Source organism: Paraburkholderia eburnea (assembly GCF_002917095.1).
GTDB classification, from domain to species: Bacteria; Pseudomonadota; Gammaproteobacteria; order Burkholderiales; family Burkholderiaceae; genus Paraburkholderia; species Paraburkholderia eburnea.
Genome location: NZ_PQGA01000003.1, coordinates 79,059 through 104,555 on the forward strand (window position 1 = coordinate 79,059; position 25,497 = coordinate 104,555).

27 protein-coding genes are annotated in these 25,497 nt (G+C 66.6%); 17 read left to right on the top strand and 10 right to left on the bottom strand.

All coding sequences use genetic code 11. The features are described from left to right. Window positions 1-855: an NRDE family protein gene (locus B0G62_RS08400; protein WP_103703736.1), complete on the bottom strand. Its 855-nt coding sequence runs from the start codon at window positions 853-855 to the stop codon at window positions 1-3. Window positions 856-900: 45 nt separating this feature from the next. Next, window positions 901-1,917: a CAF17-like 4Fe-4S cluster assembly/insertion protein YgfZ gene (ygfZ, locus tag B0G62_RS08405; RefSeq protein ID WP_103703737.1), complete on the bottom strand. Its 1,017-nt coding sequence runs from the start codon at window positions 1,915-1,917 to the stop codon at window positions 901-903. Window positions 1,918-1,994: 77 nt separating this feature from the next. On the opposite strand from ygfZ, the gene mltG reads away from it, so the two are divergent. The 9 genes from mltG to B0G62_RS08450 all read left to right on the top strand — a co-directional run bounded on the left by mltG (window position 1,995) and on the right by B0G62_RS08450 (window position 11,409). Then, on the top strand, window positions 1,995-3,005 hold the full coding sequence (gene mltG, locus B0G62_RS08410; protein ID WP_103703738.1) for an endolytic transglycosylase MltG: 1,011 nt from the start codon (window positions 1,995-1,997) through the stop codon (window positions 3,003-3,005). After that, entirely contained in the window at window positions 3,006-3,626 is a 621-nt protein-coding gene (gene tmk, locus B0G62_RS08415) for a dTMP kinase (RefSeq protein WP_103703739.1), read from the top strand. A 39-nt stretch (window positions 3,627-3,665) separates the two neighbouring features. Further along, window positions 3,666-4,703: a DNA polymerase III subunit delta' gene (locus B0G62_RS08420; protein ID WP_103703740.1), complete on the top strand. Its 1,038-nt coding sequence runs from the start codon at window positions 3,666-3,668 to the stop codon at window positions 4,701-4,703. A gap of 54 nt (window positions 4,704-4,757) precedes the next feature. Beyond that, window positions 4,758-5,543 (top strand): TatD family hydrolase, encoded by a 786-nt coding sequence (locus tag B0G62_RS08425; protein WP_103703741.1) that lies wholly within the window; start codon window positions 4,758-4,760, stop codon window positions 5,541-5,543. Between the two features lie 106 nt (window positions 5,544-5,649). Next, complete coding sequence (locus B0G62_RS08430) at window positions 5,650-6,363, top strand: ankyrin repeat domain-containing protein (RefSeq protein ID WP_103703742.1); 714 nt, start codon at window positions 5,650-5,652, stop codon at window positions 6,361-6,363. Between the two features lie 230 nt (window positions 6,364-6,593). Then, complete coding sequence (locus B0G62_RS08435) at window positions 6,594-6,950, top strand: Rap1a/Tai family immunity protein (RefSeq protein ID WP_103703743.1); 357 nt, start codon at window positions 6,594-6,596, stop codon at window positions 6,948-6,950. A 449-nt stretch (window positions 6,951-7,399) separates the two neighbouring features. Beyond that, complete coding sequence (gene otsA, locus B0G62_RS08440; protein ID WP_103703744.1) at window positions 7,400-8,836, top strand: alpha,alpha-trehalose-phosphate synthase (UDP-forming); 1,437 nt, start codon at window positions 7,400-7,402, stop codon at window positions 8,834-8,836. A 111-nt stretch (window positions 8,837-8,947) separates the two neighbouring features. Continuing rightward, entirely contained in the window at window positions 8,948-10,123 is a 1,176-nt protein-coding gene (locus B0G62_RS08445) for an AAA family ATPase (protein WP_103703745.1), read from the top strand. Window positions 10,124-10,341: 218 nt separating this feature from the next. Continuing rightward, window positions 10,342-11,409 carry a glycosyltransferase family 4 protein gene (locus B0G62_RS08450; RefSeq protein WP_103703746.1) on the top strand — a complete coding sequence of 356 codons (1,068 nt, stop codon included), beginning with the start codon at window positions 10,342-10,344 and terminating at the stop codon, window positions 11,407-11,409. A gap of 37 nt (window positions 11,410-11,446) precedes the next feature. Here B0G62_RS08450 and B0G62_RS08455 read toward each other — a convergent pair whose 3' ends face one another. From B0G62_RS08455 to B0G62_RS08465, 3 genes are all read right to left on the bottom strand, one after another. Next, window positions 11,447-12,034 carry a BPSL1445 family SYLF domain-containing lipoprotein gene (locus B0G62_RS08455; protein WP_103703747.1) on the bottom strand — a complete coding sequence of 196 codons (588 nt, stop codon included), beginning with the start codon at window positions 12,032-12,034 and terminating at the stop codon, window positions 11,447-11,449. Between the two features lie 179 nt (window positions 12,035-12,213). After that, the gene (locus B0G62_RS08460; RefSeq protein WP_103703748.1) at window positions 12,214-12,660 is read right to left on the bottom strand and encodes a hypothetical protein; all 447 of its coding nucleotides are present in this window, start codon (window positions 12,658-12,660) and stop codon (window positions 12,214-12,216) included. Between the two features lie 271 nt (window positions 12,661-12,931). Further along, a complete protein-coding gene (locus B0G62_RS08465) occupies window positions 12,932-13,255 on the bottom strand; it encodes a PsiF family protein (protein WP_103703749.1) in 324 nt (107 codons plus the stop codon). A gap of 198 nt (window positions 13,256-13,453) precedes the next feature. Here B0G62_RS08465 and B0G62_RS08470 point away from each other — a divergent pair, with 198 nt between their 5' ends. Next, window positions 13,454-13,750, top strand: a complete 297-nt coding sequence (locus tag B0G62_RS08470; RefSeq protein WP_103703750.1) for a YciI-like protein — start codon at window positions 13,454-13,456, stop codon at window positions 13,748-13,750. A 40-nt stretch (window positions 13,751-13,790) separates the two neighbouring features. Here the strand turns inward: B0G62_RS08470 and B0G62_RS08475 are convergent, their stop codons facing one another. Further along, the gene (locus B0G62_RS08475; protein WP_103703751.1) at window positions 13,791-14,480 is read right to left on the bottom strand and encodes a phosphoribosyltransferase; all 690 of its coding nucleotides are present in this window, start codon (window positions 14,478-14,480) and stop codon (window positions 13,791-13,793) included. A gap of 310 nt (window positions 14,481-14,790) precedes the next feature. Between B0G62_RS08475 and B0G62_RS08480 the strand changes: the two genes are divergently transcribed. Next, window positions 14,791-15,012, top strand: coding sequence for a hypothetical protein (locus B0G62_RS08480; RefSeq protein ID WP_103704097.1), 222 nt, complete (start codon window positions 14,791-14,793; stop codon window positions 15,010-15,012). Between the two features lie 21 nt (window positions 15,013-15,033). On the opposite strand, the gene B0G62_RS08485 is transcribed toward B0G62_RS08480, so the two are convergent. After that, window positions 15,034-15,891, bottom strand: coding sequence for a LysR substrate-binding domain-containing protein (locus tag B0G62_RS08485; protein WP_103703752.1), 858 nt, complete (start codon window positions 15,889-15,891; stop codon window positions 15,034-15,036). 123 nt (window positions 15,892-16,014) lie between these two features. Between B0G62_RS08485 and B0G62_RS08490 the strand changes: the two genes are divergently transcribed. From B0G62_RS08490 to B0G62_RS08500, 3 genes are all read left to right on the top strand, one after another. Continuing rightward, on the top strand, window positions 16,015-17,175 hold the full coding sequence (locus tag B0G62_RS08490; protein WP_103703753.1) for a 2-aminoethylphosphonate--pyruvate transaminase: 1,161 nt from the start codon (window positions 16,015-16,017) through the stop codon (window positions 17,173-17,175). Between the two features lie 60 nt (window positions 17,176-17,235). After that, window positions 17,236-18,039: a phosphonoacetaldehyde hydrolase gene (gene phnX, locus B0G62_RS08495; RefSeq protein WP_103703754.1), complete on the top strand. Its 804-nt coding sequence runs from the start codon at window positions 17,236-17,238 to the stop codon at window positions 18,037-18,039. Between the two features lie 119 nt (window positions 18,040-18,158). After that, complete coding sequence (locus tag B0G62_RS08500; protein WP_103703755.1) at window positions 18,159-18,476, top strand: YnfA family protein; 318 nt, start codon at window positions 18,159-18,161, stop codon at window positions 18,474-18,476. Window positions 18,477-18,504: 28 nt separating this feature from the next. On the opposite strand, the gene B0G62_RS08505 is transcribed toward B0G62_RS08500, so the two are convergent. Further along, the gene (locus tag B0G62_RS08505) at window positions 18,505-18,948 is read right to left on the bottom strand and encodes a thioesterase family protein (RefSeq protein WP_103703756.1); all 444 of its coding nucleotides are present in this window, start codon (window positions 18,946-18,948) and stop codon (window positions 18,505-18,507) included. Window positions 18,949-19,213: 265 nt separating this feature from the next. On the opposite strand from B0G62_RS08505, the gene B0G62_RS08510 reads away from it, so the two are divergent. Then, window positions 19,214-23,581: an ATP-binding protein gene (locus B0G62_RS08510; protein ID WP_103703757.1), complete on the top strand. Its 4,368-nt coding sequence runs from the start codon at window positions 19,214-19,216 to the stop codon at window positions 23,579-23,581. A gap of 31 nt (window positions 23,582-23,612) precedes the next feature. On the opposite strand, the gene B0G62_RS08515 is transcribed toward B0G62_RS08510, so the two are convergent. Further along, entirely contained in the window at window positions 23,613-23,798 is a 186-nt protein-coding gene (locus tag B0G62_RS08515) for a hypothetical protein (protein WP_103703758.1), read from the bottom strand. A 283-nt stretch (window positions 23,799-24,081) separates the two neighbouring features. Here B0G62_RS08515 and B0G62_RS08520 point away from each other — a divergent pair, with 283 nt between their 5' ends. Together B0G62_RS08520 and B0G62_RS08525 are read left to right on the top strand one after the other, a co-directional pair. Beyond that, complete coding sequence (locus tag B0G62_RS08520; protein ID WP_322789223.1) at window positions 24,082-24,549, top strand: cupin domain-containing protein; 468 nt, start codon at window positions 24,082-24,084, stop codon at window positions 24,547-24,549. 116 nt (window positions 24,550-24,665) lie between these two features. Then, window positions 24,666-25,067 carry a PRC-barrel domain-containing protein gene (locus tag B0G62_RS08525; protein ID WP_103704099.1) on the top strand — a complete coding sequence of 134 codons (402 nt, stop codon included), beginning with the start codon at window positions 24,666-24,668 and terminating at the stop codon, window positions 25,065-25,067. Window positions 25,068-25,096: 29 nt separating this feature from the next. Here B0G62_RS08525 and B0G62_RS31105 read toward each other — a convergent pair whose 3' ends face one another. After that, window positions 25,097-25,471 carry a hypothetical protein gene (locus B0G62_RS31105; protein WP_146055220.1) on the bottom strand — a complete coding sequence of 125 codons (375 nt, stop codon included), beginning with the start codon at window positions 25,469-25,471 and terminating at the stop codon, window positions 25,097-25,099. Window positions 25,472-25,497: the final 26 nt, after the last annotated feature.

Consider the following 25,497-nt stretch of genomic DNA (forward strand, 5'->3'; position numbering starts at 1 on the left):
TTAAACCGGATCGAAACTGTCCACCGTCGCGCTTACCGTGTAGCGTTCGCGGCGCTCGAAAGCGCCCGGACGCGCAATGCGGTGCGAGCCGTCGTCGTCGCTGCGCTCGCTGACTTCCACGTCCAGATGTTCGCCATTGACGCGCACGCGTAGCGCCGTGGTGCCGCGCGTGCCGTAATCGGGCGTATCGATAAAGGCCGCCGACAAGGCGCGCTCCCGCTCCAGCGGAATGCCGGTGGCGGGCAGTTGAGCGTCGGGTGCGGTGCGCGGGTCGCGCATGATGCCAATCAGCGTATCCAGCGGCACGTCCGGGCCGTTCGCCACTTGCTGCGCGAGTTCGGCGCGTTTGTGCACGAGCTTGGGCCAGGGCGTATCGAGCACGGCGTTCGAGATGCCGTGCGTGCCGTCGGGCAGCAGGGCGGGCGCCTTGTCGGCGCGGTTGCAGTACCAGGCCAGCTCACGGCGCGTCCAGTCGCCGACGATCAGATTGAAGCCGTTGTACAGATCGCCTTCGCGCGCCACCGCTTCGAGATAGCCGAGCGGCGTGTCGCACGATTGCGGCAGATCGGCCGCGCCAGTCAGCCAGCGCGAGACCAGCGTGCCGCGCGTGGGCGCGTCGGGACGCATCTCATGCGGCGCGCGGTAATTGGTGAGCGCGGCGAAGCGCCCGCCGCGCGTCATGCCCAGCCACGTCCCGCCGCCGACCAGATCGCGGCCCGCCAGCACGTCGGGCGCATCGTCCCACCATTGCAGGGGCGCGGCGGTGCGGCGCAGGAATTCGTCGCGGTTGGCGGCGAGCGTGAAGAGCGCACCGTCGCTCGCGCGCGGCCGCCAGTCGAATACGATCAGGCACATGGCGCGCGGTCTCCTTCGGGCGCGGCGACGCTGGGCGTCAAGGCATCAAACCTCGGTGGGCAGGGCGTAGGGCAGCGGCAGGATGCGCAGCGCGGGACCTTCGGCCGAACCCAGATGCACGCTGCCTGTCTCCAGCGCGGCGAGCTTGATCTCGGCGAGCAGATCGACGCCGCCTTCGGGCGAGACTGCCGCGTTCACGATCAGGCCGCAGGGTTGGCCCGGATCGTCGGAATGGAATAGCTCCACGCCCGCATGGGCGGCGTCGAGACCCGCCGCGACGCTCGCCAGCGCCGTGCGGCGCTTGATCGTGCCGCGATACTGGCTGCGCGCGACGATTTCCTGGCCCGGATAGCAGCCCTTCTTGAAGTTCACGCCGCCCAGCACGTCGTAGTTGACCATTTGCGGCACGAACTGCTCGCTCACCGGCTGGGTGATGCGCGGCTCGCCGGCGCGGATGTCGAGCCAGTCCCACACGGCGGGCGACACGGCCTTGAGGTCATCGCCGAGTGTGGCGAGCTTCGCCTCGACGGCTTCCTTCGGGCCGACCCACAGATAGCGCAGGCGTCCGGCCGCGTCCGGCATACGGATCAGCGTGCCGGCGGGATCGTCCACCTTGACGTGCACGCCGTCGGGCAGCGCGTCGAACACGCGGGCCAGCGCGCCGCGCACTTCACCGGCGAGACCCACGACGAGCAGCTTGTCGGTGTCGTCGGTGAGCTTGGCCTTGGCGCGCAGCACGAACATCGACAGGCGCTTTTGCACGGCGGCCTGGACGTCCTTCGAAATCAGCAGGCGGATCGTCTCGCCGGTCTTCCAGGTGAGGAACGAGGCGAGCAGGCGGCCCTTGGCGGAGCAGTAACCCGCCAGGCGCGCACCCGCGACATCGAGATGCTGGACGTCGTTGGTGAGCTGGCCATGCAGGAAGCTGGCGGCGTCGTCGCCATTGGCGTCGATCACGCCGAACTGCGGCAGGATTGCGTAGGCGCCGTCGTTGAGGACAGCGTCGAAATCGGCCGCGGTCGGGGTGTCGGGGGTCGGGTGTGTTGCGAGCGGTGCGTTCATGGATTCGGGGAACAGTCAATCCTGACTTTAGCGAGGGCGAGCGGTTATTATATGAGGTCCCCCAGAGTCATGTTTCCATGTCCCTTCTGAAGAAATGCCTTGCAGCGGGCGCAGCGCTCGTGGTGCTCGGCGCAGCCGCCGCGGGCGGCGTCGCATATTGGGCCACGCAGCCCATCCCGCTTGCCGTCCAGCAGCTCGACGTCACCATCAAGCCGCACAGCTCGGTGCGCAGCGTCACCACGCAGTTGCGCCGTGGCGGCGTGCCGGTCCAGCCCCAGTTGTTCGTGCTGATGACGCGCGTGCTCGGCCTGCAAAGCCAGCTCAAATCGGGCAACTACGAGTTCAAGGCGGGCATCACGCCCTATGAAGTGCTGCAGAAGATGGCGCTGGGCGACGTCAACGAATACGTCGCGACCATCATCGAAGGCTGGACCTTCAGGCACATGCGTCAGGAACTCGACGCCAATCCGGCGCTGAGCCACGACACGGCCGGCATGAGCGACGCGCAGCTGCTCGCCGCGATCGGCGCGCCGCCCGCGCCGCAGGGCAGCGGCGAAGGCCTGTTCTTCCCCGATACCTACCTGTTCGACAAGGGTTCGAGCGATCTGGACGTTTACCGCCGCGCCTACAGGCTGATGCAGACGCGTCTGGACGAAGTGTGGGCCGCGCGCGCGCCGGGCTTGCCGCTGAAGTCGCCTTACGAGGCGCTCACGCTGGCGTCGCTGGTCGAAAAGGAAACCGGCAAGGCGGGCGACCGCCCGCAGGTGGCGGCGGTATTCACGAACCGGCTCAAGGCGGGCATGCCGTTGCAGACCGATCCGTCGGTGATCTACGGGATGGGCGAAACCTACATGGGGCGTCTGCACAAGCGCGATCTGCAGGTCGACACTCTTTACAATACGTACCTGCGCCTCGGGCTGCCGCCGACTCCAATCGCGCTGCCCGGCGCCGCCTCGTTGCAGGCGGCGCTCAATCCGGCCGCGACCGCCGCGCTGTATTTCGTGGCGCGCGGCGACGGCAGCAGCGTTTTTTCTGACAATCTCGTCGACCATAACAAGGCCGTCGACAAGTACATCCGGGGTAACTAAATGGCGCGGGGCCGATTCATCACGTTCGAGGGCATCGACGGCGCGGGCAAGACCACGCATCTGGCGTGGTTTCGCGAGCAGCTCGAACAGAAGCTCGCCGCCGCCGGACGCACCGTGGTCATGACGCGCGAGCCGGGCGGCACGCCGATGGGCGAAAAGCTGCGCGAGATCCTGCTCAACGAGCCGATGGACCTCGAAACCGAGGCGCTGCTGATGTTCGCGGCGCGCCGCGAGCATCTCGCGCGCGTCATCGAGCCGGCGCTCGCGCGCGGCGACTGGGTGCTGTCCGACCGCTTCACGGACGCCACCTTCGCCTATCAGGGCGGTGGGCGCGGCTTGCCGCGCGACAAGCTGGAGGCGCTGGAGCGCTGGGTGCAGGGCGGTTTTCAGCCCGATCTGACCGTGCTGTTCGACATCGACCCCGATACCGCGAGCGAGCGTCGCGGCGCCGCGCGCGCACCGGACCGCTTCGAGAGCGAAACCGACGCGTTCTTCACGCGCACGCGCACCGAGTACCTGCGTCGTGCGGAAGAAGCGCCGTACCGCTTCGCGATCGTCGATTCGTCGCAGAGCATCGAAGAGATCCGCCGCCAGCTCGAACAGGTGATCGGCGCGCTCTGAGCCGTGTCGCGTTTCGCGTCTAAAAGGTTGATTTGACACATGATTTATCCTTGGCAAAGCGGTGATTGGGAACGCCTGCAGCAGTTGCGCAGCCACTGGCCGCATGCGCTGCTGCTGCACGGGCAGGCCGGCATCGGCAAGCTCCAGTTCGCCCAGCATCTGGCGAAGGGGCTGCTGTGCGAGTCGCCGCAAGCCGACGGTCAGCCGTGCGGCGCCTGCCCGGCCTGCACGTGGTTCGCGCAGGGCAATCACCCCGATTACCGCGTGGTGGTGCCCGAAGCGCTGGCCGGCCTCGTCGGCCCCACGGGCGCCGAGGACGACGCCAAAGCCGACAAGGCCGACGGCGACGAGGGCAAGAAAACCCGCACGCCCAGCAAGGAAATCAAGATCGAGCAGGTGCGCGCGCTGCTGGACTTCACCGGCGTGGGCTCGCATCGCGGCGGCCTGCGCGTGGTCGTGCTGTATCCGGCCGAGGCGCTCAACGTCGCGGCGGCCAACGCGCTCCTGAAGACGCTAGAAGAGCCGCCCGCGAGCGTGGTGTTCGTGCTCGTGTCCGCGCGCATCGACCGTCTGTTGCCGACCATCATCAGCCGCTGCCGCCAGTGGCCGATGGGCACGCCCTCGCCGCAGGAGGCCCAGGCCTGGCTCGCGCAGCAGGGCGTCGCCGACCCGGTCGGGCTGCTGGCCGAAGCGGGCGGTGCGCCGCTTGCGGCGCTGGCGCTCGCGAGCGACGAGAACCGCACGCTGCGCGACTGGACGCTCGCCCAGCTCGCAGCCGGGCCGGACTGCGACGCCTTCGCCTGTGGCGAGACGCTGCAGAAGCTGCCGGTGCCGCTCGTGCTCGGCTGGTTGCAGCGCTGGGCCTACGATCTGCTCGCCGAACGCACGGCGGGCCGGCCGCGTTATTACCCGCAGGCGGCGCACGCGCTGGCCCGCTGCGCCGGCAAGGCTGACGCGGGCGCGCTCGCGCGCTATCTCAAGACCGTGACGCGCCAGCGCGCCGTCGAGAACCATCCGCTGAATGCGCGCCTCGTGTTCGAGGAGCTTTTTCTCGGCTATCGTGAAATGTTTGCCTGAACTTCGCTTCAGGCCATTCCGCCCGTTTTCCCGTCTTTCTTCGCAGGACCGCTCATGTTTGTCGATTCGCATTGCCACATCAACTTCGAGGGCCTCGCCGACCGCCTGCCCCAGGTGCTCGAAAACATGCGTGCGCAGGACGTCACGCACGCGCTGTGTGTTTCGGTTGACCTGGAGACGCTGCCTTCGGTGCTCGACATCGCGAGCCGGTTCGAGAACGTCTACGCGTCGGTGGGCGTGCATCCGGACCACGAGGACGTGCAGGAACCCTCGGTCGCCGATCTCGTGGAGCTGGCGAAGCACCCGAAGGTCGTGGCGATCGGCGAAACGGGGCTCGATTACTATCGACTGGGCGAGCGCACCGTCGAGGACATGGAGTGGCAGCGCGAGCGCTTTCGCACGCACATCCGCGCCGCGCACGCGACGGCCAAGCCGCTCATCATCCATACGCGGGCGTCGTCCGAAGACACGCTGCGCATCATGGAAGAGGAACGCGCAGGGGAGCCGGGCGGCGTGATGCACTGCTTCACGGAACCTTGGGCGATCGCCGAACGTGCCATCGCCCAGAATTTTTACATTTCGCTGTCGGGTATCGTCACGTTCAAGAGCGCGACCGAGGTGCAGGAGGTCGCGCGCCGGGTGCCGATCGAGCGTTTGCTGATCGAAACGGACTCGCCGTATCTTGCGCCAGTGCCATTTCGGGGCAAACCGAATGAACCTGCGTACGTTAGTCATGTCGGAAGGTTCATTGCCCAGCAACGCGGATTGCCGGATGCCGAACTCGGCGCTGCCACCACGCAGAACTTTTTCCGGCTGTTCAAGATCCCGGTTCCGGCCTGACGCTTTGCCGTCAACGTGTTGAAAGACCGTCCGCTGCTGGCAAATCCGCTTGATCGATTTGATCCGCTTGTTATCAATCAGATATCGAATAACGTTAAGGCCTGACATGAATCTGAATTCGCTTACGTCCTCCGTCCACGCCGCGCGCGCACCGCGCGCCGCCAGCCTGCGCAGCCTCGCTGCCGCGCTCGCCATCGGCGTGGGCGCCGCCTTCGTCGCGAGCGCGCCGGCCTATGCCGCGCCGATCGACTCGCTCGTGAAGGGCGTGAAGTTCGACGACGACAAGGGCGTTGCCAAGGACATCGCGAACGGCATGGACCCCAATGCCACGGACGAGCAGGGCATGCCGCTGCTCGTGCTGGCCGCGCGCGAAAAATCGGACAAGGTCGCGGCGCTGCTGCTCGACAACCCGAACACCAAAATCGACGCCGAAGACAAGGCCGGCGAGAACGCGCTGATGCTGGCGTCGCTCAACGGCGACGTCGATCTCGTCAAGCTGCTCATCACCAAGGGCGCGAAGGTGAACAAGCCGGGCTGGACCCCGCTGCACTACGCTGCCGCCAACGGTAACGACGACGTGGCGAAGCTGCTGATCGGCTACTCGGCGGACGTGAACGCACCGTCGCCCAACGGCACGACGCCGCTGATGATGGCCGCGCGCGGCGATCACATGAGCACGGCGAAGCTGCTGCTCGATCACGGCGCGAACCTGCAGGCCAAGAACCAGATCGGCATGACCGCGCTCGATTTCGCCAGGCAGTACAAGGCGCCGGACGCGATCAAGGATCTGTCGGCGCGCATGGGTCAGGCTGCGCAGTAAAGACGCAACAAAGACGTAATAAGCACGCACGAATCCGGGTTGGGCGGGCGCGAGTCCAGGCTCGCCGCCCGCGCGGGAAAGGACGCCGCAGGCGGCCAGCCGCACGGCAGTCCGGAAAAACAGTGCACAATAGCGGAATTGCCTTTCGCCGCCGACGCCGCCACCGGCTCGCGCCAGCGACCGGCATGCGGCGCGGGGGCGCCGCCCCACACGACGAATCAAGGAGAACCATGCTGCGGGCTCTGTTCTGCGCCGGCGCGCTCATGTTGCCGCTCTCGGCTTTCGCATTCACTGCCAGCGACCTCAACCGCCTTTGCTCGAAGACCGACGTAGCTTCGCGTAGCGCCTGTGCGGCTTATATCGAAGGGGCCGCCGACGGCATCTTCAATACCATCGACGCGATCGGCGGCACGACCGGCCCGCGTGTCGGCCAGTATTTCTGCCTGCCGCCCGATGCGCGCTCGGCGCAACTGACCGACGCGGTGCGCAAGTACATCGCCGACAATCCCAATGTGGCCGGCTACAACGCCAGCACGGCGATATCGCTGGGTCTGGGCAAGGCGTTTGCCTGCAAGACGGGTAGCTGAAACCGCCTGTTCCCGCTGGATGGTCCTTCCATCCAGAGGATCGATCACGCAATTGACTTTCTAACCGGCTGCGCACACGCGCGCGCAGCCGCGTCTTCTCGTTGCCGTTGAACCTACGGCGAAGTCCTCATTCGATTCACCTCCGGGCTATTAAGCCGTTACCGCATTCTTTCGCGTTTTTTTACGCGTCTTGGCGTAGCGTTGCGTCAGCGCGCTCATGACCTTTCCTGACGTGCGGCCAATCGGCGCGGGCCAGCAGGCTTCTGCGGGCGTGGCGGGACGGGTTCGCCGGTATCGCGGCACGCTCCGTGCTAGGCACTCTGATTGCGGGCCGGCAGCGCGAGTGCGAAGGTCGCGAGAGGGACGCACAGGCGGTACGCTGAATCCACGACGCCCGCGCCCAGAACCTATAACAGAGGAAGCAAGATGAGACGGGAGGAAGAGCAACGATGGCCAGGCTGATAGTCGTCTCGAACCGTGTGGCGACGCCCACGGAGACCAAAGGGTCGGCAGGGGGGCTTGCCGTCGGTGTGTTTGGCGCGCTCAAGGATGCGGGCGGCGTGTGGTTTGGCTGGAGCGGCGACGTGGTGAGCGAGACCGTGGCGAACGCCGGCCCGACGCTCGTCCAGGAAGGCGCCGTCACGTTCGCGACGGTCGGCCTGACGAAAAAGGATTACGACCAGTACTATCGCGGCTTTTCGAACGCCACGCTCTGGCCGGTATTCCACTATCGCAATGATCTCGCGCGCTACGAGCGCGACGAATACGCGGGTTACCGGCGCGTCAACGCCTGGCTCGCGCACAAGCTCATCAAGCTGATCGAGCCCGACGACATCATCTGGGTCCACGACTACCATCTGATTCCGTTCGCGGAGGCGCTGCGTGGCGAAGGCGTGCGCAATCGCATCGGCTTCTTCCTGCATATTCCGTTTCCGTCGCCGCAGGTGTTGCAGACGATTCCGCCACACGACGAGCTGGTGAAGTCGCTGTGCTGCTACGACCTGCTCGGGTTCCAGACCCGCAACGACCAGCAGGCGTTTCACGACTACGTGGCGCGCGAGGCGCACGGCGTCGTGCGCGAACTGGGCCTAAAGCACAGACAGGACAAACAGGACAATCACAGCGAGCACGAGGGCGAAATCGAAGCCTATGGGCGCAAGCTGCGCACGGGCGTCTATCGCATCGGCGTGTTTCCCGACGAAATCGCCGAACAGGCCGCGCGCTACGAAAGCCGCCAGCACGTGCTCGATCTCAAGCAAAGTCTGGAAGGCCGCAAGCTCATCATGAGCGTGGATCGCCTCGACTATTCGAAGGGGCTCGTCGAGCGTTTTCATGCCTTCGAGCAGTTGCTCGAACATTCGCCCGAATGGCGCGGCAAGGTCACGCTCGTGCAGATCGCGCCGCCCACGCGCTCGGACGTGGCCAGCTACAAGGTCATCCGCGAGGAACTGGAGCGCGAAGCCGGGCGCATCAACGGGCGTTACTCGGGCCTCGATTACACGCCGATCCGCTATCTGAGCCAGCAGTACGACCGCTGGAAGCTGATGTCGCTGTTTCGCGAGTCGCAGATCGGCTATGTCACGCCGCTGCACGACGGCATGAATCTGGTCGCGAAGGAGTACGTAGCGGCGCAGAATCCCGACGATCCCGGCGTGCTCGTGCTGTCGATCTTCGCGGGCGCCGCCGCCGAGCTGAGCGGCGCGCTGCTCGTGAATCCCCACGACGCGGCGGGCATGTCCGAGGCGCTGGAGCGCGCGCTGTCGATGCCGCTCGCCGAGCGCAAGGCGCGCTACGAAACCAATATGGAAGCGCTGCGGCACAACGATCTAGGCGTGTGGCGCGACCGGTTCCTGAGCGATCTGGCGAGCGTGCCGCAGCCCCGCTGAGCCACATTGATCCAAATTCAGGGGCGGGACAGGGACGATTGCGTATCATCCGGCGTTGATCCTTGCCCGCCCTGGCTTGTCCAGGCCTCAGCGACGCTTCATCAACGCCTCATGCTCACCACGCTCGCCATCGCTAACTACCGCTCGCTGCGCGAGCTCATCGTGCCGCTCGGGCCGCTCAACGTCATCACCGGCCCCAACGGCAGCGGCAAGTCCAATCTCTATCGCGCGCTGCGTCTGCTTGCGTTGACCGCGCGCGGCGGCGTGATCCCGTCGCTCGCCCGCGAAGGCGGGCTGCAATCGACCCTCTGGGCCGGTCCGGAACGCTTCTCGCGCGCCGTCGCGGCGGGCGACTATGCGGTCCAGGGCACGGTGCGCAAGGACGCGGTGAGTCTCAAGCTCGGTTTCGCGGGCGAGAGCTTCGGCTATGCCATCGATCTGGGCTTGCCGCCGCCCGCGTCGACCTCGCAGTTTTCGCTCGACCCCGTCATCAAGCGCGAGTGCATCTGGAGCGGGCCGGTACTGCGTCCGTCGGCGCTGCTCGTGGATCGCCAGGGGCCGATGATCCGCATCCGCGGCGAATCCGGGGGCAGCGCCGAATGGTCCACGCTCGCGCAGCCCGTGGCGAGCTTCGACAGCATGATGACGGAGTACGCCGACCCGCGCAGCGCGCCCGAGATGATCGCGGTGCGCGAGCAGATCCGCTCGTGGCGCTTCTACGACCATTTCCGCACCGATGAGTACGCGAGCGCGCGCCAGGTGCAGATCGGCACGCATTCGCCGGTGCTCGCCGATGACGGCGCGAATCTCGCGGCGGCCTTGCAGACGATTCGCGAGATCGGCGATGGCGCGGCGCTCGATGCGGCGATCGGCGATGCGTTCGCGGGCGCGCGCGTCGAAATCGTCAATCACGAAGGGCGGTTCGAAGTGGGGCTGCGCCAGGAAGGGCTGCTGCGGCCGCTGCGCGGCGCGGAGCTGTCGGACGGCACCTTGCGCTATCTGCTGCTCGCGGCGGCGCTGCTCAGCCCGCGTCCGCCCGCGCTGCTGGTGCTCGACGAACCGGAAACCAGTCTGCACCCCGATCTGCTGCCGTCGCTCGCGCGCCTGATCGCGCGGGCGTCAAAGCAGTCGCAGGTGCTGGTGGTCTCTCATGCGCCGCGGCTCGTGGCGGCGCTCGAACGCGAGGCGGGCAGCCAGTCGATCGTGCTGGAGCGGCGGCTGGGCGCGACGGCCTTCGCCGATCCCGATACGCTCGACATTCCGGCCTGGAAATGGCCAGCGCGCTGAACTCGGCTCAATCCGCCGAAATTTGCGCCGATTCCATGCGCTGACGATGTTTCCCGATGTTTCCGCATGTAAGCCGATATGAGAAATTGAAAGACTCGGGGCGCGTCGCCAGCGATTCCCCAATAATGATTCTTTGCCGACGGCCCGGAATGGTCAGGCCCGCAATATGCTTGATCTGAACGACCGGACACGACTGGCCGAACACTGGAGACACTCCGATGAGAATTGCGCAGATCGCTCCGCTGACCGAATCGGTTCCACCCAAGCTCTATGGCGGCACGGAACGCGCCGTGTCGTACATCACCGAGGCGCTGGTCGAGCTGGGCCACGACGTCACGCTGTTCGCGAGCGGCGATTCCGTCACGAGCGCGAAGCTCGAACCGGTCTGGCCGCGCGCGCTGCGGCTCGATCCGGCGATCCGCGACCGGGTTGCGCCGCACATGCTGCTGATGGAACTGGTGCGCCGTCAGGCCGACCAGTTCGATGTGCTGCACTTCCATATGGATTACTACTCGTTTTCGGTGTTCAAGCGCCAGGAAACGCCGTTCGTCACGACGCTGCATGGCCGGCTCGATTTACCCGAGCAGCAGCCGGTGTTCGACACGTTCAACACCGCGCCCGTCATTTCGATCTCCAATTCGCAGCGCCAGCCCTTGCCGCAGGCCAGGTGGCTGCGCACCGTCTATCACGGCCTGCCCGAGCACCTCTACACGCCGCAACCCGTGGAGCCGCGCTATCTGGCCTTCCTGGGCCGCATTTCACCGGAAAAGCGCGTCGATACCGCGATCCGCATCGCCCAGCGCTGCGGCCTGCCGATCCGCATCGCCGCGAAGGTGGACGAGGCCGACCGCGAGTATTTCGAACGCCAGATCAAACCGCTGTTCGCGCTGCCGAACGTGGAGTTCGTCGGCGAGATCAACGACGGTCAGAAGGCGGAATTCCTTTCGGGCGCGCACGCGCTGCTGTTTCCGATCGACTGGCCCGAGCCGTTCGGCCTCGTGATGATCGAGGCGATGGCCTGCGGCACGCCGGTGATCGCCTTCAATCGCGGCGCGGTGCCCGAAGTGGTGGATGACGGCGTGTCGGGTTTCATCGTCGAAGATGAAATCGGTGCGGTGGCCGCCGTGAATCGCCTTGCGCGTTTGCCGCGTGCGGGCGTGCGCCACCGCTTCGAGGAGCGCTTCACGTCGCATCGCATGGCGCAGCAGTACGTGGAGGCGTATCAGGCGGTGATTCGCGCGAACAGGCGCTCGCGCTTCAAGGTGATCGATACGTCCGCGACGTGAGCGAGGCGGACGTAGCGGGGTCGTGCGTCAGAGCGCGTTAAAGCTTCAGCCGCGTGATCTTGGTGGTGCCGAGCGAGAGATCGCCGATCAGGCCGCTGTTGGTGAGCACGAAGACTTCGACGGGCTTGACGGCCGTGGTGGTGTCGATCGAGCCGTTGGCGCCGACCTTGACGAGCGCAACCGATGCGTCGCCGCCCACCGACCAGCCTTCCGAGGTGTGCAGCCGCTCCAGCGCGTCCTGCGTCATGAAGAGATAGACCACCGCCTTCGACTGCATGCCGAGCGTCGCGCCCACCGACGCGCCCGTCGTGCTGTAGTAGCCGACCGTATTGCCGCCCTCGCGCAAGGCGCCGTCGCCATGCTCGCCGCCGATGCCGATGCCCGCCTGGATCACCTGCGGGAAGACCAGCACGCCGCGCGCCTTGCCGACGAGTTCGCGCGCACCCGGCACGGTCTGGAAGAGACGCGACAACGTGCCGTCGACGCTGGCGTCGATCGACTGACGGCGTGCGTCGTTGCTTTGTGCAGTAGGCGGCGAATTGCCGGTGGTGGAGCAGCCTGCGAGAGCCGCGCTGGCCAGCGCGATGGCAACAGAAGTCTTCAGGATGAAGCGACGTCCTTGCATGTTGTTCTCCGTTCTGGTTTCCGGAAAGCCAAACCGCTACGGCGTTGCCGATCACGGATCAGCCTCGTCGTTATAGCACAGGGATTAAAATCAGCTTTCGGCGCGGGCACGGAATTCGCGCACGGGCGACGCGTTGTCGCGGGGCCTGACAGTCTGGCGAGCGACCCGCGAGGGCGGCGTCAAGGTTCCGGAACGGCCTTGGCGGCAGGCGGGCGGCGCAGCGCCCGCCGCAGCGCGCCAATGAGCATGCCGATCGCCAGCAGCCCCACGGCCGGGACCACCCAATAACCGACGAAGGCATGCCAGAGATAGCGCACGAGCGTCGCGCGGCGCAGCGCGTATTCGTCGCGGGCGTCCTGCTGGGCAGCGGCGTTTTCGGCCAGCACGGCGGCCGGGCAGCCCGCCGCGCGTGCCTGTTCCGCATTGCCCCGGCAATGCTGGGGCGCGCCGGCGGTGCGCTCGGCGTCGGTGAAGGTCCACGAGGTGAGCGCACGCTGAAGATCCGCGCGGTTATAGGCCATCTCGTCCTGGGTCTCGCGTACCACGACGATCATCACCGGCACCAGCCAGAAGACCATCACCAGCATCCAGCGGCGAAACCAGCGATTCTTGTGTCTCCATGCCATCTGCGCCTCCGTTCGATGCCGATGGCATCAACCAGGATCAGCCTGTCCGTGGCGGCCCGATGGCGATGACGTTGGTGTAAGGGCAGGGGCCGCTGGAGCCATCATAGGAGAAAAACGGCGCATCGTCGTGGACCAGACGGGGGCCGTGCGGCGCCTGAAAAAAACGACGCGCCGCAGCCTAAGCCGGGGCGCGTCGCGTATCGACACAGTCTTCAAGCGGGGGATCGGCCAGATTGATCAGGAATGCCTGGCGGATCCGGAGGATATGCAATCAGCTCTTGGTCGAGAGGCACGTCTTCATGAACGCTTTGCGGTCGTCGCCTTTCTTGTCGGCGGCTTGCGCGTTGCAGGCCTTCATGCGGTCCTGCTGCGTCATCTTGGGAGCGGGTGCGCCGGCAGCCGACAGACATTGCTTCATGAACGCCTTGCGGTCGTCGCCTTTCTTGTCGGCGGCCTGCGTATTGCAGGTCTTCATTTTCGACTGCTGGCTATTCGTGCCGGCTGCGGGAGCCGCCGGTGCCGCGGTTTGCGCGAAAGCCGGTGCGGCGAACACACCGCCCAGCACGATTGCAGCAATGACGGATTGGATCTTCATCGTTCACTCCCATGGGATATTCGACGTTGTAGGTAGTCGTGTGCGCAGGCCGCCATTCGGTCCATCCTCGCCCATCGCCGCAACCATTATGGCAAAGCCACTCTGAAAACGGACCGGCGACGCCTTTGGTTGACGCACGCTGCGGCACAATGTCCTTTAACCCGCTTTAATCCCGCTGGGAGCGCCAGGAGACAGACCATGCATTACCTCTTGATGTACGACCTCGCCGACGATTACCTCGAACGCCGCGCCGAGCATCGCAGCGCGCACCTCGCGCTCGCGTGGGCGGCGGCGCAACGGGGCGAACTGCTGCTCGCGGGTGCGATCGCGGAGCCGCTCGACCATGCGTTGCTGCTATTTCAGGGCGACAGCCCGGCCGCCGCCGAAGCCTTCGCGCACGGCGATCCCTATGTCCAGGCGGGCCTCGTGAAAGCGTGGCGCGTGCGGCCATGGCAGACCGTCGTGGGCGAACACGCGGCCAATCCGGTACGTTGATTTCCGTGCGCGCGCAACGGTCGTGCGAAATGCTCGCCGGCTATTGCCGTTCGCCTGACGAAGCCGCATCGTCGCGCGCGCCGTGTTTCGCCGCGCGATCGAGCAGATCGCGCACGGTCTCGTCATCGACCTGATCGAAATCGGCATAGAACTGGCCGACGCTCATGAACGAAACGGGCATCGTCACGCAGACCAGATCGTCGATGACACCGGCCAGGCGCTCGCGCGCGTCCGCTGGCGCGACGGGCAGCGCCGCGACGATGCGCGCGGGCCCGAGCGACGCCAGCGCCAGCGCCGCCGCCTTGAGCGACGCGCCCGTGGCCATGCCGTCGTCGATCAATAGCGCGACGCGCCCCGCAACCGGCAGCGGCCCGCGCTCGCCGCGATAACGCGCCTCGCGCCGGCCGAGTTCGATGCGCGCGAGCGCGAGTGCGCTTTGCAGTTGCGGCTCGCTCACGCCGGCTTCGCGGATCAGTGCTTCGTCCACGTACTGCGCGCCGTTCGAGGACAGGGCGCCCATCGCCAGCTCGGGTTGCCAGGGCACGCCCAGCTTGCACACGGGCAGCACGTCGAGCGGGGCGCCGAGCGCCAGCGCCACGTCGAACGCCACCGGCACGCCGCCGCGCGGCAACGCCAGCACGATGACATCGCGACGCCCGCCATAGGGCGCGACGAGCGGCGCGGCGAGCAGGCGACCGGCCTCGCGGCGATCGCTAAATAGGCGTTCCATGACGGTTTCTCTCGACCCGAAGCGGCGTTTCGGCGAATGGAGGCAAACTCTGGAGCGAAAAAAGAGGTCTCCAGTGTGCCACGCGCGGCGCGGGCACGGCGCAAAATCCCGGTTAAATCCGTAGCCGCGAATGAATGTCGTTCAGTCCCGGCAGGCGTTGAATCCCGTTGAATCCCGTTGAATCCATTAGCGCGCAGACCGCAAACATCTCCCGCCGCGCGCTTATTTGCATACGCGGATTTCTCGTTTGGCGCCGCTCGCGCGCGTGGTTAGCATGAAACCCGTGCTTTTCACCGACGAGGTCCATGCCATGCCAGACACCGCCTGTTTTTCTCCACGTGTCGTCGAACCCGCCGAAGCCGATGCGCCCGAAGGTCTCGGTCTCGCACTGGAGCTGCGCCTCGCGCGGCCCATCGACGGCATTGCGGGGCACGCGCTGCGCATCCGTTTGCGGCGCGGCGCCCGCATGGATCAGGCGGAAACCTTGCGCGACCTGCTGCACGAGGTCGGCGCGGACATCGTCGTGTCCTGAGCTTATCGAGGAGCGCCGCGCTCAGTCGAGCGGGGTGGCAAACAGCGCGTCCAGCAGATTGGACGATGAAGAATCGGCCAGACGCGTGAGCGACTCGACCATGCGCACCTGGCAGTCCACCAGCGCAATGGCGCGAATGCGGCGCGACTCGCCGAATTCCGCGCCCGCGATCACGCCCGCGCCCACGCCTTGCGCGATGGCGGTCTGCAGCGCCTCGCGGCCATCCACGTAGAGCACGGGCTGCACCTGCAGCCCCTTGCGCACCAGTTCGGCTTCGAGCAACTGCTGCGTGACCGAATGCGCCTCGCGGAAGATCATCGGCTCGCGCACCAGTTCCTCGTAGGTCATGCGGCGCTTTTTGGCCGCCGAACTGTCGGCGGGCACCACCGCCACGAGCGGCTCCTCGCGCAGCACGCGCGTCTGCAGGCGGCTATGCACCTGATGGGCCGCCGTGATCGCCGCATCCACCTCGCTCGACAGCACGCGCCGCATGCATTCGGTCGCGTTCGCGATGCTGAGCTTCACCACCACCCCCGGATAACGGCGCCGGAACGCGCCGACCAGCTTGATCGCCAGATCGGGCGCGTCGGCGACCAGCGCCAGTTCGCCCGACTCCAGCGCACCCGCCGATTCGAGCAGTCGTCGCGCATCGCGCTCGCAGCCCACCATCTGACGCGTCACCGCATAGAGCCTGCGGCCCAGTTCCGTCAACTCGACGCCGCGCGGCGCGCGCTCGAACAATTTGACGCCGAAATCGCTCTCCAGCCGCCGCACGTGATCGGACACCGCAGGCTGGGTGAGGGAGAGCGCCTGCGCGGCGCGCGAAAAGCCGCCGTGCTCGGCGACGGCGTGAAAGGCGCGCAACTGGGCGTATTGCATGACGGCTCTTACCTATAAGTTTGGCTGATACGTACATCGATTATATCGATTTTACCGATGCCCGCTGTTCCAGTACCTTAGCGGTATCAAGCCATTACGCTGAACACCGACTGGAGCAGCCGCATGACCACCCCCGCCGATCCGTACCTGTTGACCCCTGGCCCGCTGACCACCGCCGCTTCGACGAAAGCCGCCATGCAGCGCGACTGGGGATCGTGGGACGCCGATTTCCGCGCGATGACGGCGCGCCTGCGTGCAGCCCTGCTGGAAATCGCGGGCGGCACCGACCTGGGCTACGACTGCGTCCCGCTGCAGGGCAGCGGCAGCTACTGCGTCGAGGCGATGCTCGGCAGCTTCGTGCCGCGCGACGGCCACGTGCTGGTGCTGGCCAACGGCGCGTATGGCAAGCGCATCGCCACGACGCTGCGCTACCTGGAGCGCCGTCATACGGTGCACGACACGGGCGACTACCTGCCGCCGCGTGCGGCCGACGTCGAACGGCTGCTGGCCGCCCACGCCGACATCACGCATGTCGTGGTCGTGCACTGCGAAACCAGCTCCGGCATCCTCAACCCGATCGGCGAAATCGCCGAGGTCGTGGCGCGCCATGGCCGGCGCCTGCTGATCGATTCGATGAGCGCCTTCGGCGCCGTGCCGCTCGACGTGCGCGCGCTGCCGTGCGAGGCGTTCGTCTCGTCGGCGAACAAGTGCATCGAGGGTGTGCCGGGCTTTGGCTTCGTGATCGCGAAGAAGAGCGCGCTCGAAGCCGCGAAAGGCAACAGCCACTCGCTGGCGCTCGATCTGCATGACCAGTGGGATGTGATGAACCGCACGGGCCAGTGGCGCTTCACGCCGCCCACGCACGCCGTGGCGGCGTTTCTCGAAGCGCTGCGGCTCTACGCCGAACAAGGCGGCCAGCCGGGGCGTCTGGCGCGCTACACGCGCAATCGCGACGTCATGGTCGCGGGCATGCAGGCGCTCGGCTTCGAGCCGCTGCTGACCGATGCCTGGCGCTCGCCGATCATTGTCACGTTCTTTTCGCCTGCACATGCGAACTTCAGCTTTGCGCGCTTTTACGAACTGATGAAAGAGCAGGGTTTCATCATTTACCCCGGCAAGCTCACCCGCGTCGAAAGCTTCCGGATCGGCTGCATCGGCGCGCTCGACGAGTCGGTGATGCGCCGCGTGGTGCAAGCCTGCGGCACGGCCCTGCGCACGATGGGCGTGCCCGATGGGGCGCCCGAGCACGCCTCGCTGGACGCCCGCGAGGCGCTCGCGGCCTGAAATCCCAATCGACACGTCAATCGACACGTATAACGCAGCGCAATTCGAAGGAAAACGCAAATGAAACACGTCAAGGCAGTGATTTTCGACTGGGCCGGCACCGTGGTGGACTACGGTTCGCGCGCGCCCATGGGCGCATTCGTCGAAACCTTCGAGGAATTCGGCGTGCCGATCACGATCGACGAAGCGCGCGGCCCGATGGGCATGGCCAAGCGTCCGCACATCGCGGCGCTGATGGCGCTGCCGCGCGTGGCGCAGGCGTGGGAAGCGCGCCACGGCCACCTGCCCGGTGACGCCGATATCGACGCCGTCTATGACGTCTTCGTGCCGAAGAACGTCGCCGTGGCGGCCCAGTACAGCGATGTGATTCCGGGCGTCGCGGCCGTGACGAAGCAACTGCGCGCCGACGGCGTGCGCATCGGCTCCACCACGGGCTACACGCGCGAGATCATCGACCAGATCGTGCCGGGTGCGGCGGCGCAAGGTTTCGAGGCGGACAGCATCGTTTGCACCGGCGACACGCCCGAGGGCCGTCCGTCGCCGTACATGATCTATCGCACGCTGCCGCAACTGGGCGTATGGCGCGCACGCGACGCGATCAAGGTGGATGACACCGAAGTCGGCATCGAGGAAGGCCTGAACGGCGGCACATGGGCCGTAGGCGTGGCGGTGAGCGGCAACGCCTTCGGCATGACCGAGGACGAAGTCCATGCGCTCGCGCCGGACGAGTTCGCGCAGCGCCGGGCCGCCGCCATCGAGCGCCTGCGCGCCGCGGGTGCGCATTACGTGATCGACAGCGTGGCCGATCTGCTGCCCGTGGTCACCGAAATCGAAACGCGTCTCGCGCGCGGCGAGCGCCCGTGACCTTGCGGTAGATGCGGGGATTCGATGAACGGGCGGCGCGTGCCGCCCGTTTTTCGTTGATCGGCGACCCTGAAGCGCCGCCTGCGTTACCATGAGCGCCCGCCGATTCCCGCTCACTCATGAAGACGTTCCTGCTTTTCGTCGTCACCGCGCTCGCCGAGATCGTCGGCTGCTATCTGCCGTATCGCTGGCTGCGCGAGGGCGCGAGCGCCTGGTGGCTGGTGCCGGCCGCCGCGTCGCTCGCGCTGTTCGCGTGGCTGCTGACGCTGCACCCGAGCGCGGCCGGGCGCACGTATGCCGCCTACGGCGGCGTCTACGTCTTTGTGGCGATTCTGTGGCTGTGGGGCGTCGAGGCGATTCGCCCGAGTCCCTGGGATTGGGCCGGCATCGCGTTCACGCTCGCCGGCATGGCGCTGATTGCTTTCCAGCCGCGCTGAAGCGGCCGAAGCAAGCGCTGCGCATCAATCAAGCTACCGTGTTGACGCCCGGAAATTTCGCGCGGAAGGCGTGCGGCATCGGCACGACCTTCTTCGCCTCGTAGTCGAAAAACACGAAACCCGACTTCGCCATCGCGATAAGCGCGCCGTCCGTCGGCCGCGTGATGCGGAAGATGATGTCGCCGCCGTACTTGTTGAAATCCATGATGCCGACTTCGAAGCACAACTGGTCGCGCGCGTAGGCTTCCGCGCGGTAGGTGGTCGCCAGATCCGTCACGATGATGCTGGTGTGCTCGCCCTTCATTTCCTCGATGCCGGCATCGAACAGAAAGCGCGCACGCGCCTCCGAAATCATCGAGATCATCGAATCGTTCGCGAGGTGGTTCGCCGAGTTGATATCGGTGACGCGCACCGTGAGGTGGGTCGAGTAGTAATACTGGTCTTCGGGGAAGTGGAGCTCGATGCGGGCCATGACGGATGGGGAATGGGGGTGTCTCGTGATGTCGATGGATCTGCCACGGCGCGGTCGTGCGCGCATATGCCGCAGGCAAGTGCGCGATTGTAGCGGCTCGCGCGTTTCCTGGCGTTCCCGAGCCCAGGCTCGCTGCGAGGGCGATTCATCTGCTGAATAGGCGTCGAAATCACCGCCCCAAAGCGTCGGGCGCAAAAATTGCGCAGTAGCCCTGCCGCAACGCTCGCGATTGCGGCATGCCATTCCAGGCCACGCGGGAGACCACATGACAGGTGAAGGGGAGCGCAACGACGGGAGCGCGGCGCGGCAGCACGTCATTCGCACGGTTGTGGACGAGGCTATTGCGGCGGTCGGGCAGAGCGTGCAGCAGCGCGCCCATGATGCCCAACAGCCCCGCGAAGCGAGCGGCGCGCCCGGCATGGCCGAACTCGTCAACGCGTTCGACTGGTCCACCACGCCGCTTGGCGCCTACGACAGCTGGCCACACGGCCTGAAGAGCGTCGTGCGCCTGATGCTCGCCTCGCGCTATGCGATGTGGCTCGCCTGGGGCCCCGAGTTGACCTTCCTGTGCAACGACGCCTACCGCCCGACGCTCGGCGCCAAGCAGCAGTTCATCGGCTTGCCTGCGCGCGACGTGTGGACCGAAGTCTGGACCGAGGCAGGCCCGCGCATCGACCATGTGCTCGCCACGGGCGAGGCGACGTGGGACGAAAATCTCCTGCTATTTCTCGAACGCAACGGCTTCAAGGAAGAGACGTATCACACCTTCTCCTACGGCCCGGTGCACGGCGACAGCGGGGCGGTGGAGGGCATGCTGTGCGTGGTGACCGAGGACACGCGGCGCATGCTCTCCGAGCGGCGGCTCGCGAGCGTCGCGCGGCTTTCCGGCTCGGCGCGCACTGCGCAGTCCGTGGCCGGCGCCTGTGACGAAATCGTCGCCGCGCTCGACGGCAACCGCCATGATCTGCCGTTCGTCGCGCTCTATCTGCTGGGTGCGGACGGCGCCTGCGCGCACAAGGCCGCGTCCAATCATCCCGACATCGCGCGCCTCGCCGCGGATATCCCGCTGCACGCCTCGCACGCCGACTCGCTGGCTGCGGCGTTCGCGGAGGCGGTGCGCACGGGGGCGCCGCTCGACGCCTATAGTCTGGACGGCCTGCTGCCCGCGCCGTCGATCTGGCCCGATCCCGTGACGCGGGCGACGGTCGTGCCATTGATGCGTTCCGGGGCGGGCACATCGGTTACATCGGGCACGCCTGGCACAAACAGCCTGCCGGGCGGCTGCACCGGCTTTCTCGTCGTGGGCCTGAGCCCGCGTCTGGTCTTCGACGACGACTATCGCCGCTTCATCGACCTCGTCGCGGCGCAGGCGGGCGGCATCATCGAAGGCGCGCGCGCGGCTCAGACCGAACGCCTGCGCCTCGAACAACTCGCCGCGCTCGACCGCGCCAAGACCGCGTTCTTCTCCAATGTGAGCCACGAACTGCGCACACCGCTCATGCTGATGTTGTCGCCGCTTGACGATCTCGTCGCCGCCGACCGGGACCCAGAGCGTCTTGCGCTGTTGCGGCTCGCGCGGCGCAGCGGTCATCGCCTGCTGCGGCTCGTGAACTCGCTGCTCGATTTCGCGCGCATCGAGGCTGGGCGCATCGAAGTCTGCTATGAACCGACCGATCTCGCGCGCCTCACGCAAGAGGTGGCGAGCACCTTCCGCCCGGCGATCGAGCGCGGCGGCCTCGCGTTTCGCGTGCAGTGCCGCATGGACGAACCCGTCTATGTCGATCGGCAGATGTGGGAAAAGATCGTCCTCAATCTGCTCTCGAATGCCTTCAAGTTCACGCTGACCGGGCGCATCGCCGTGAGCCTCGCGCGGCATGGCGCGCACGCGCTGCTCACGGTCGAGGACAGCGGCGCCGGGATTCCGGAGCACGAGATGCCGCATCTCTTCGAGCGCTTTCACCGCGTCGAGGGTGCGCACGGGCGCACGCAGGAAGGCTCGGGCATCGGCCTCGCGTTTGTGCACGAACTGGTCAAGCTGCATGGCGGCGCCATCGAGGCGTGGAGCGCGCCGGGGCAGGGCTCGCGCTTCATGGTCAGTCTGCCGCTCGGCAGTGCGCATCTGGACGTGGCGCGTCTGCGTGAAGCGACGTCGCGCAACGGCGGGATGCCGGTGGCCGCGGCGTTCGCCGCCGAGGCCGCGGGCTGGCTGGGCACCGAACAGGGCGGGGCGCCGGAAATCCCGCCAATGCCCGCGGAACTGGCGAAGTCCGCGATCGGCGAAACTGACGGCCCGCGCATGGAACCCGCCGCGAGCGCGCTCGCGGGCGGCCTGCGCGACCGGCGTTTTGCGACGACCTTCGGTGCGCGCGTGCTGCTCGTCGACGACAACGCCGACATGCGCGCCTACCTGGGCACGCTGCTCGCCAGCGCCTATCAGGTCGATCTTGCCGCCGATGGCGCGCAGGCGCTCGATGCCGCGCGCCGCAACCGGCCCGATCTGATCGTCTCCGACGTGATGATGCCGCGCCTGGACGGCTTCGGCCTCGTCGCCGAAGTGCGGTGCGACCCGGCCTTGCGCGGCATTCCCGTGATCCTGCTGTCGGCGCGCGCGGGCGAGGAGGCGCGCATCGAAGGGCTCGACGCGGGCGCCGACGACTATCTCGTCAAGCCGTTCTCAGCCCGCGAACTGGCGGCGCGCGTGGGCGCGCTGCTCGAACGCACGCAGATCCGCCGCGCCAACGAACAGTTGCTCGAACTGGCGCTTTCCAGCATTCAGGACCAGTTCTTCCTGCTCGATCACGAAGCGCGCCTGACGCTCGTGAATCCGCGTTTTCTCGAAGTGGCGGGCGTATCGGCGGTGCAGGCGCTCGGCCAGCGTTTGGTCGATATCTGCCCCGAAACCGCCGCGAACGGCTTCGCCGCCGCTTTGAACGACGCGCTCGCGGCGCGCGAGGTGCGCCAGTTCGAGACGTTCTGCGCAGTGACGAACCGCTGGTTCGACACGCGCATCTATCCGGCCGCCGAAGGCGCGGCGGTGCTGATGACCGAGATCACCGAGCGCAAGCACGCCCAGGAGGCGATCCGCCTGCGCACCGCGCAATTCGAAACGCTCATGAACGAGGCGCCGCTGGGCGTCTATCTGGTGGATCGCGATCTGCGTATCCGCGAGGTGAATCCGGCCGCGCGGCCGTTTTTCGGCGACGCGCCTCAACTGATCGGCGAGGATGTGGGTGTCGTCATGCGCCGCGTCTGGAACGCCGCGTACGCGCAGGAAATCGTCGATATCTTCCGCCGCACGCTCGAAACCGGCCAGCCGTATCACACGCCCGAGCGCATCGAGGCGCGGCGCGACCGCGACACGAGCGAATGTTACGAGTGGGAAGTGCACCGCACGCCGCTGCCCGACGACAGTTTTGGCCTGGTCTGCTATTTCCGCGATATCTCGGCGCACGTGCGCGTGCGCCAGCAACTCGAAGAGGCCGACCATCAGAAGGACGCGTTTCTCGCCACGCTTTCGCACGAACTGCGCAATCCGCTCGCGCCGATCCGCAGCGCGGCGGCGATCCTCGCTTCGGCCTCGCTCACGCCCGCGCAGCTTGGCTGGGCCACGGACGTGATCCGGCGTCAGGTCACGCATATGTCGGGACTGCTCGACGATCTGCTCGATCTCGCGCGCATCACCTGCGGCAAGCTCGATCTGCGGCGCGACGTGGTGAGCCTCGCGAGCGTGATCCAGACCGCCGTGGAGGCGTCGCGGCCCTTGCTGGAGCGCAAGCATCACGCACTCGTCGTACACGCGCCGCTGCCCGATGTGCTGATCGACGCCGATGCGCTGCGTCTGGCCCAGGTGGTGTCGAACCTGCTCAACAACGCGGGCAAGTACACCGACCCGGGCGGCCATATCGAACTGAGGATCGCCGTCGCCGACGACACCGTCGAACTCGCGGTGAAGGACGACGGCATTGGCCTGCCGCCCGACGCGCATGAGCGCCTGTTCGCGATGTTCTCGCAGATCGATGCGAGTTCGCTGCGCGCGGAAGGGGGCCTTGGCATCGGTCTGGCGCTTTCGAAGGGACTCGTGCGGCTGCACGGCGGCACGATCGACGCGCGCTCGGCGGGCGTGAATCTGGGCAGCGAGTTCCGGGTGAGCCTGCCGATCGTCGTACCGACGCATCGCGCGCGCACGTCAATCGACAAGGCCATCATCGCGCCGCCTGACGCGCGCCGCGTGCTGGTCGTCGATGACAACCGCGACGCCGCCGAAAGCCTCGCGCTGTTGCTCTCGATCGCCGGTCATGACGTGCGCGTGGCGCACGCCGGCGAGGAAGCGCTCGCGCTTGCGGGGGTGTTTCGCCCGCAGACGGTGCTGCTCGACCTCGGCATGCCGGGTTTGAGCGGCTACGACGTGGCGCGCGCGCTGCGCGCCATGCCCGACTCGGCCGACATGGTGGTGGTGGCGCTGACCGGCTGGGGACAGGAAGAGGACCGCAGAAAAACCGGCGCGGCGGGCTTCGACTGGCACATCACCAAACCCGCCGATCCCGAGCAGATCATGCGGCTGCTCACGCGCTCGCGCGCCGAATTGCTCGGCGAACGCGGCGACGCGCTGGGCGTGCTGCGACGCGGCGGGTGAATCTTCTTCGAGCCGGCCGTTTTCTGGCGGGTCAGTGGCGCTTCACGCGCTCCGGCGGCGCATCCGAGGGTGGGTCGCCGAGCGGCGCAGGCGGCGGCACGTCGCTCTCGGGCACGGGCGGCGGCTGTGTGGGCTTCGGATCGCCGGGTTCTTCCGTGGGCAGATGCGCGCGAATGACGACGCGCGCGCCGTCGTTTCTGAGCGAGGCGAGCGGCATGGCGTCTCCTGATGGCGAGTGAATTCGTCGATGTGCCGCAAGGCGCGTGCCGTCGGTTGTCTTGTGTCTGGAACGCCAGTTGCGCGCGAGTGTATTGAACTAGCGAACTAGCCCCGAAACCGACTGCGTTCGAAAGAGCCGGCTGAAGCGACGCAAAGGAGCCGTGACGATGCATTTGCCTTTTGGAAACTTTGGATTTTCCCGCTCGCATGAAGAGCGGCCGGATTCACGCGCCACGACCCAACCGCAGATTGAGGCGTTCCGGCTCGAACCGCATGCGTGGGTGCCAAACAATCGCTGCCTGCCGCTGATCGTCTACCGGCATGCCTTCGACCCGGCGACGCGCGACCTCGCTGGCCAGGTCGACCAACGTTTCGCGCAGCACGGTTGGCCGGTGCAGTGGCACGACGGAGTATTCGACTATCACCACTTCCACTCGACCGCGCACGAGGTGCTCGGCGTGATCGCGGGGGCGGCGGAACTGATCGTTGGCGGGCCGGGCGGGCGCACGCTGCGCATCGCGACCGGCGACGTGCTGTTGTTGCCCGCTGGCACGGGACATTGTCTCGTCGCGCGTGAGGACGCGTTTCAGGTTGCAGCCGGGTATCCGCAAGGGCAGCAGTGGGACATCCGCCGCGATGCGCTCACGCCCGATGAATTGCGCGCAATGGAGGCATTGCCGTTTCCGGCGTGCGATCCCGTGTGGGGCGAACGCGGCCCGCTGATCGGGCGTTGGACGCCGCAGGCGTAGCCGGTCAGGTCGGCAAAGGGTGCATGGGGCGCCCGGGGCGAGGCTGCGATGGGCATATGACTTGCGCGACGCAGTTTCAGGTCACGCACATCTTCGATATCGAGGGGGATACCATCATGCGTACTACTCGCGCCCGTTCACTCGTATTCGCATTGTCCATTGTGGCCTTTGGCCTTGGCGGATCGCCGCTCGTCCACGCACAGGGTGCGCCGCAGTCGATCGCCGTGCAGAGCATGGCGACGGTTCAGTCGGGTACCGGGTTTCGCGCCTCCAGACTCGTCGGTGCCGACGTGTACGACACCCACGGCAGCAAGATCGGCGAGATCGACGACATCGTGCTCGAATCGCCGAACGACGGCGCGTTCGCGATTCTCTCCGTGGGGGGCTTTCTCGGAATGGGCAAGCATCTCGTCGCCGTGCGGTTCAACGATCTGCAGGTGAGCGCCAAACAGATCGTGCTGCAAGCCGACAAATCAGCCCTGAAGGCGATGCCTGAATTCAACTACGCGAAGGATTGACGGGCGGGGGCGCAAGCGTCCCGGGGCGCTCAGTGGTTATTGCGGTCGGCGACCAGTTGTGCGATTTGCCGTTCGCCGATCATGCCGCTCCACGCATTGACCCAATGCATCGCGGCCCGATGCTCGTCTGGCGCGTCGGCGCCCATCAGGCGCCCCATGGCTTTGCGAAGCCGGTTCATCGAATAGGTCTTGCGGCGCGCCTCGGCCTGTAGCGCTTGAGTCACGATGCGTCTCCCGATATTGAAATGGTCAGACGAATTTAACTTATCACGCGCATTTACCTGGCCGGATTTCGCAAATGGCCGCAGAAGATCGAGGGTATTCCTTGACAGCGAGGGCGGTCGCATAAATGAGCGGGTGAGCAAGCATGCTTTCAACGGCACGTTCGGCGGGAGATCAGGCATGATGGTGCAGCAGTCGCTTCGAATGG

Bases quoted from the DNA above. Each gene is read 5' to 3' on its own strand.
- B0G62_RS08525 (WP_103704099.1), top strand. From the start codon at position 24,666: ATGCGTACTACTCGCGCCCGTTCACTCGTATTCGCATTGTCCATTGTG.
- B0G62_RS08470 (WP_103703750.1), top strand. From the start codon at position 13,454: ATGCATTACCTCTTGATGTACGACCTCGCCGACGATTACCTCGAACGC.
- B0G62_RS08475 (WP_103703751.1), bottom strand. From the start codon at position 14,480: ATGGAACGCCTATTTAGCGATCGCCGCGAGGCCGGTCGCCTGCTCGCC.
- B0G62_RS08465 (WP_103703749.1), bottom strand. From the start codon at position 13,255: ATGAAGATCCAATCCGTCATTGCTGCAATCGTGCTGGGCGGTGTGTTC.
- mltG (WP_103703738.1), top strand. From the start codon at position 1,995: ATGTCCCTTCTGAAGAAATGCCTTGCAGCGGGCGCAGCGCTCGTGGTG.
- B0G62_RS08515 (WP_103703758.1), bottom strand. From the start codon at position 23,798: ATGCCGCTCGCCTCGCTCAGAAACGACGGCGCGCGCGTCGTCATTCGC.
- tmk (WP_103703739.1), top strand. From the start codon at position 3,006: ATGGCGCGGGGCCGATTCATCACGTTCGAGGGCATCGACGGCGCGGGC.
- B0G62_RS08420 (WP_103703740.1), top strand. From the start codon at position 3,666: ATGATTTATCCTTGGCAAAGCGGTGATTGGGAACGCCTGCAGCAGTTG.
- B0G62_RS08455 (WP_103703747.1), bottom strand. From the start codon at position 12,034: ATGCAAGGACGTCGCTTCATCCTGAAGACTTCTGTTGCCATCGCGCTG.
- B0G62_RS08485 (WP_103703752.1), bottom strand. From the start codon at position 15,891: ATGCAATACGCCCAGTTGCGCGCCTTTCACGCCGTCGCCGAGCACGGC.
- B0G62_RS08505 (WP_103703756.1), bottom strand. From the start codon at position 18,948: ATGGCCCGCATCGAGCTCCACTTCCCCGAAGACCAGTATTACTACTCG.
- B0G62_RS08450 (WP_103703746.1), top strand. From the start codon at position 10,342: ATGAGAATTGCGCAGATCGCTCCGCTGACCGAATCGGTTCCACCCAAG.
- B0G62_RS08445 (WP_103703745.1), top strand. From the start codon at position 8,948: ATGCTCACCACGCTCGCCATCGCTAACTACCGCTCGCTGCGCGAGCTC.
- B0G62_RS08500 (WP_103703755.1), top strand. From the start codon at position 18,159: ATGAAGACGTTCCTGCTTTTCGTCGTCACCGCGCTCGCCGAGATCGTC.
- B0G62_RS08435 (WP_103703743.1), top strand. From the start codon at position 6,594: ATGCTGCGGGCTCTGTTCTGCGCCGGCGCGCTCATGTTGCCGCTCTCG.
- B0G62_RS08430 (WP_103703742.1), top strand. From the start codon at position 5,650: ATGAATCTGAATTCGCTTACGTCCTCCGTCCACGCCGCGCGCGCACCG.
- B0G62_RS08510 (WP_103703757.1), top strand. From the start codon at position 19,214: ATGACAGGTGAAGGGGAGCGCAACGACGGGAGCGCGGCGCGGCAGCAC.
- phnX (WP_103703754.1), top strand. From the start codon at position 17,236: ATGAAACACGTCAAGGCAGTGATTTTCGACTGGGCCGGCACCGTGGTG.
- B0G62_RS08460 (WP_103703748.1), bottom strand. From the start codon at position 12,660: ATGGCATGGAGACACAAGAATCGCTGGTTTCGCCGCTGGATGCTGGTG.
- B0G62_RS08480 (WP_103704097.1), top strand. From the start codon at position 14,791: ATGCCAGACACCGCCTGTTTTTCTCCACGTGTCGTCGAACCCGCCGAA.
- otsA (WP_103703744.1), top strand. From the start codon at position 7,400: ATGGCCAGGCTGATAGTCGTCTCGAACCGTGTGGCGACGCCCACGGAG.
- ygfZ (WP_103703737.1), bottom strand. From the start codon at position 1,917: ATGAACGCACCGCTCGCAACACACCCGACCCCCGACACCCCGACCGCG.
- B0G62_RS08425 (WP_103703741.1), top strand. From the start codon at position 4,758: ATGTTTGTCGATTCGCATTGCCACATCAACTTCGAGGGCCTCGCCGAC.
- B0G62_RS08490 (WP_103703753.1), top strand. From the start codon at position 16,015: ATGACCACCCCCGCCGATCCGTACCTGTTGACCCCTGGCCCGCTGACC.
- B0G62_RS31105 (WP_146055220.1), bottom strand. From the start codon at position 25,471: ATGCCTGATCTCCCGCCGAACGTGCCGTTGAAAGCATGCTTGCTCACC.
- B0G62_RS08400 (WP_103703736.1), bottom strand. From the start codon at position 855: ATGTGCCTGATCGTATTCGACTGGCGGCCGCGCGCGAGCGACGGTGCG.